A 5,723-nucleotide genomic window follows, 5' to 3' on the forward strand; every position below is an offset into this window, starting at 1 on the left:
TGGAGCTGAAGTTTTGGATGACTCTGAATACGATATTGTGCTGGCTAATATTAATCTGAATATCCTGTTAGACAACATAGCAAGCTATGTCAAGGTGCTGAAAAACAATGGAACGATCATCTTTAGTGGTTTCTATGCAGATGATCTAAATCAATTCAATAAGGAAGCTAAAAAGTATAATCTGAAAATGATATCTCAAAAAACTGATAACAATTGGACCGCTGTTGCGTATATAAAGTCCGAATAAAAAAAATTAAGCACGAAAACAGCAGAACAACCTGAGCCTATGATTAAACGACTACTAGCCGTCCTTATTGTATTTTTGAATATTGGAGGAGCCGAAGTGTTGGCTCAGAATAAATTTAGCGGGCAAACTGATCTTTTTGTTGGTGAAATGGGAGAAATCTTTAAAGCCACTACAGATAAGAAGGCTGCTAAAGCGTTTATCGAATCATTGACTCTCTTCTGGACTGGTTTGGATAGTGATCTTCAGAATTTGATGATTACAACCTGTAACCAGATGGCTGTTAAAAAAGCTCGTGCTTATCCTGATTATCATACCTATATTGAAACCATTATGGCCTTTAAAGAGCGCGGTCATAATGAAGAAAGTTTTAAAAACTGGCATGCAGCAGTGACTGATCTATTGAAAAAACGTCGTTTTGCATTGCGTCACCTTAAATCATTCCTGGTAATAAGTAAAAATCTGGTAGAGAATAATGCCATCTATACTACACCAGCACTGGCATGGTATGCCCGTTCTGGCGATTATCGTTATGAGTATAATAACGAAACATTAAGTTTAGAGGTTGGAAAAACCGATCTGGTTTGCGTATCAAAAAAAGATAGTATTGTCATCTTTAATACCTCAGGGGTTTTGTATCCTTTGGACAAGAAGTGGACGGGTAAGCAGGGAAGAATAACTTGGGAGCGTTCCGGGTTTGAAGCAGGCATGGTTTATGCCACTTTTGGAGACTATGAAATCAATATTGACAAATCTGCTTTTTCTGTTGACTCAGTTGAGTTTTATAACCGTCATTATTTTGATTATCCACTCAACGGCAGCATTCAGCATAAACTGATGCAGATCACTTCTCCTGAGTCAACCATCTACCCCAAATTTATTACTTCGGAACAACGTTTTAAGATCGATAAAATACATCCTAACATTGATTACGAAGGAGGATTTGCCCAAAATGGAGCAAAGTTTCTGGGAGCAGGGAGTCACGAAAATCCTGCTACCATCACAATTTATCGAAACGATACGACTTTCATTACTGCCAAGTCCTTATACTTTGCCTTGCGTAAGGATCAGATTTTAAGTAGCGATACTGAGATTTCAATTGTTATGGATCGAGGATTTATTTATCATCCCGGACTGGTCTTTAAATATATGGCTGAGTTGGATGAGGTGCACCTAATTCGCAATGGTGAAGGATTGGCGTTGAGTCCGTACTTTAATACCTTTCATAATATTAGTATGGATGTAGAGCTGATTCGATGGAAAATAGGCGATCAGTTTATGGATTTGCGAATGCTTACAGGAGCGGCCCAGAATCAGGCCTTTTTTGAATCCTTGAGTTACTTTCGGGAAGAATTTTACAATCGCCTGCAAGGCATGGACGCGATCCATCCATTACAGGGATTAAAAAATTGTAGTAAATACTATCATGATTTGCCATTTACGTGTGAACAGTATGCAAAGTTTATGGGATTTCCTTTGAGTCCAGTGCGCCAGCAGATCATTGACTTATCGTTTTATGGTTTTATAGGTTATAACGTCAATACGGATGAGATTACAATACGGCAGCGCTTGCGCGATTATCTCGATTTCAGGTTGGGAAATAAGGATTTTGATGTGATCCGTTTTACTTCATTAACAGGCAGTGAAGTAACCAATGCCCGTATTGACCTACTGAACTTTGATCTGGATTTAAATGGTGTTGAAACAATATCGATCTGTGATCATCAGAATGTTGTTTTCTTTCCACGAAATCAGGAAATCATCCTTAAAGAGAACCGGAATTTTGTTTTTAACGGTACCATCAACGCTGGTATGCTGACGCTATCTGGTGATGGCTTTAAGTTTTTATATGACGATTTCAGAATTGATATGAGTAATATCGATTCGTTGAAAATGAAGGTTGAGTCAGGTGAACATGATTATTTCGGAATGCCTTTGTTACAGGATGTTGGTAATACCATTTCTCAGCTATCCGGTTATCTTCAGATTGATGAGCCGGATAATAAATCAGGTGCAAAAAATAATCCACACTATCCTGTAATCAATAGTCAGATTGAGTCGTATGTTTACTTCGACAATCCGAATATTCAAGGTGGTGCTTACCATAAAGATCAGTTTTTCTTTACGCTGGACCCATTCGAGATGGATAGTATTAATACCCTCAAACGAGCCAACTTTAACTTTAGCGGTGAGTTTGAGTCTAATATCTTTCCAACCTTTCGCGAAAACCTGACCATCAGATCTGATTATTCGCTTGGATTCAAGCGACAGACACCTGAAGAAGGGTATCCGGTTTACGGTGGCAAGGCAACCTTTACTAATGGCATTGATTTAAGTAATAAAGGATTAAAAGGTGATGGAACGTTGGATTACCTGACTTCGACCTCTTTATCTGAAGATTTTACATTTCTGCCTGATATGGTAAAAGGCCAGGTGCATGATTTTACGGTAGGTGAACAAGGCGACAATCCCCCGTTTCCTGACGTGAGTTCAAAGTACATCTATGTTGAGTATATGCCTCATGAAGAGGAATTTCATGCCAGCAGTCAGGAAGAGAATTTTACCATGTATAAAGAAGAGGCTCAATTACAGGGTAAACTTAAGATTACACCTTATGGCATGACTGGGGGTGGTACATTCTTTATGAGTCGCGCCAATGTGAAATCGAAAGACATTGATTTCGGGCATCATGCTATTTTGGCTGATTCATCGGATTTTAACCTGACAGGAGAAACGGTTGAAGCTGTGAACTTCTCAACCACAAACCTGATTTCAGATATTAACTTTGAAACACGACAGGGTACCTTTAAATCACGTTCAGGAGGTAGTCAGGTTGATTTTACAGAGAACCGCTATATTTCATTTATCAGTGAGTTTTCGTGGGATATGGATAAGAACGATATCTATATGGGAGCCCGGGGTTCGAAAGGTAACCGTTTTGTATCAACGCATCGCAGGCAGGATTCGCTTTCCTTCTATGTGCCAATGGCCATGTACGATGTGGAGACGAAAACTATATTTGCCGAAGAAGTGAAGAATATTGAAGTGGGTGATGCCAACATGTTGCTAAACAATGGTTTTGTGACCATTCGGGAAAATGCTGCGCTTGATCCATTGGATAGCGTGCGGATTGTATTGGATAAGGATTCATTGGTGCGCCACACTTTATACGATTCAAGAGTGTTTATCAGTGGTAAATATGAGTATAAAGCCAATGGTAAGTATGATTATATCAATGGTGATGGTAAGACTCTGACGCTCGACATGCATAATATTGAGTATGGAAAAGAAGAAATGACAATTGCGGAGAGTAAGGTGAATCCTGCTGATCTCTTTACTTTTAATTCTCATTTTGCCTACCAGGGGAATGCCAGATTGAATGCAAAGGAGCAATTGTTGTCTTTTGATGGAGGTGTTCAAATGTTGCATCGCTGTTCGCGTGGGCCACAGACTTATATTAGGTTCGATTCAAAAATTGACCCAGCTAATGTGCGTATTCCTATCGCTGAGGAGTTGCAAAACTACAAGTATGAGGATATCTACAAGGATTTCTTTATCACCAAGGATAGTACGCATGTTTATTCATCTTTTGTTGAGGACCGGAAGGATTACAGTGATGTACCAATGATAAATGCTTCGGGCTATCTGATTTATAATGATCAGGAACAGGCTTTTGATATTGCTTCGGAATCGCGGCTGGCCAGTGCGGATACAACAGGTAACCTGATACGTTTCTCAGAGGCAGCCTGTAACATTCAGGGGATAGGCCAAATTGATTTGGGTATTGACCTTGATCAGGTGAAAACCAAAGCCAGTGGTGCGGTTATTCATAATCGCGATAAGAATGATATCATACTGACCTCGATGATGGGTATCGATTTTTACCTGACACCTGAGGTTGAAGATGCACTATACAGCACTATAATTGCTTCAGCAGCCAAAGTGTCGAAGTTGAGTAAAGAATCGTATACAGAGCGTCTGACGCAATGGTGTGGTCATTCTAAAGCAATGAAAGTAGAGCAGGAGCGAAGCATTACCGGAGAAGGTAGAGCTCTGCCATTGGATTTACAGTCGGTACTGTTGTTCTCAAATATCGACTTTAAGTGGGATACCCAAAAACGCGCTTTTGTTGCAAACGGGAAAGCTGACCTGGCTTATCTGAATCAGTTTGTGGTTAATAAAGAGGTGAAGGTATTGGCCGAGATTACCCGCAAAAGAAGCGGTAATTCGTTTGAGATGTATATTGAGTTAGATGGTCAGAACTGGGTGTATTTTGTTTATAAAAACAGCATGATGCAAACCTTATGTTCTAATAAGGAATATAATGATATTGTGCAGGCGCTAAAACCTGAAGACAGGAAAATGAAAGGTGGCGCAGGAGAGAAGGGCTATACTTTTATAATGGCACCAGAAAGTAAGAAGAAGAAATTTGTGGCGAAGTTTAAGTAGTAATTAGACACAAGATTTTAGACATAAGACGCAAGACCTATTGGCAAACTGTTTGAGGTGGTTGGTTATATATGTTGTGTTGTGCATAAAGATCTTGAATTAACGTATTACTCGTCGTCCGACTAAATTGACTTGCTTATTGGTCAGACGACGAGTATTGAAGCACTTACGAGTATTGTGGTGAAAGCGTTTATGGATCGAATATTTAGGTTTGTAACTTATTGAAAGAAACTATCGGATTATTAGAGGTGCATTGTGCACTAAATACTATTATGATCCTTAGTTTTTAAGCTGATTTCGGACAAACAGAAATACTTCATTTAATAGAACAGTTCAATTCCAATAACCATTACCAATTTTTCTGTAGCACTGTTATAATCTTATCTGAACATGTCTAAAAAGTAAACCTCCTACACCAGATATATAAGATGTGATGTAGGAGGTTGGTAATTTAAAAGAACTGTATATTACCTGGTAAGTAATTTTTCTGTAATAACTTGATCTCCACTTTGTACTTTAACAATATATAAACTGTTCGATTTAAGCAGGTATGTTGGTACAGTCAATGATTCCCCGTTAAATACCTCACTGTAAACAATAGCACCTGATACAGAGTAAATGTTTACGCGTATATTTTCACTATCACTTTGCAGTTGAATGGTAAAGTTACCGCCAGTTACCGGGTTAGGATAAATATTAACCGCTAATGGTGATTCACTTTCTGCACTGATTTCAATATTATCTGCTTTTAAATCTTCAACAGCATCTAATGTAGGTGTTGAAAGAGTAGTGCTTTTTAAAGAAGGAGATGTAGTTGCAGATATTCTTATTTCATCAATGTATACATCATCTTTATTACCACTGGCATCACACATAAACCTGACTTTTGCATTTGTTGGGAAGTTTATTCCATCAGCTTTCTTCACATAAATTGAATCATTGTAGAATATTCCATTTTCAAAATCGGTAGTTCTGGCATAGTTGCCAATTTCAATCCAGGATGAACCATCATCAAACTCAACAATAAAGT

3 protein-coding genes are annotated in these 5,723 nt (G+C 38.6%); 2 read left to right on the forward strand and 1 reads right to left on the reverse strand.

Annotated elements, in window-relative coordinates; genetic code table 11:
* Positions 1-247: 50S ribosomal protein L11 methyltransferase (locus tag AC4MRQ_RS24650; RefSeq protein WP_491200394.1), on the forward strand; the 247-nt coding region annotated here is incomplete at its 5' end.
* Positions 248-286: 39 nt separating this feature from the next.
* Positions 287-4,693: a hypothetical protein gene (locus AC4MRQ_RS24655; RefSeq protein ID WP_491200395.1), complete on the forward strand. Its 4,407-nt coding sequence runs from the start codon at positions 287-289 to the stop codon at positions 4,691-4,693.
* 467 nt (positions 4,694-5,160) lie between these two features.
* Here AC4MRQ_RS24655 and AC4MRQ_RS24660 read toward each other — a convergent pair.
* The coding region (locus AC4MRQ_RS24660) for a T9SS type A sorting domain-containing protein (protein ID WP_491200396.1) at positions 5,161-5,723 on the reverse strand (563 nt) is incomplete at its 5' end.

It is taken from the genome of Carboxylicivirga sp., assembly GCF_982718395.1.

Bases quoted from the DNA above. Each gene is read 5' to 3' on its own strand.
- AC4MRQ_RS24655 (WP_491200395.1), top strand. From the start codon at position 287: ATGATTAAACGACTACTAGCCGTCCTTATTGTATTTTTGAATATTGGA.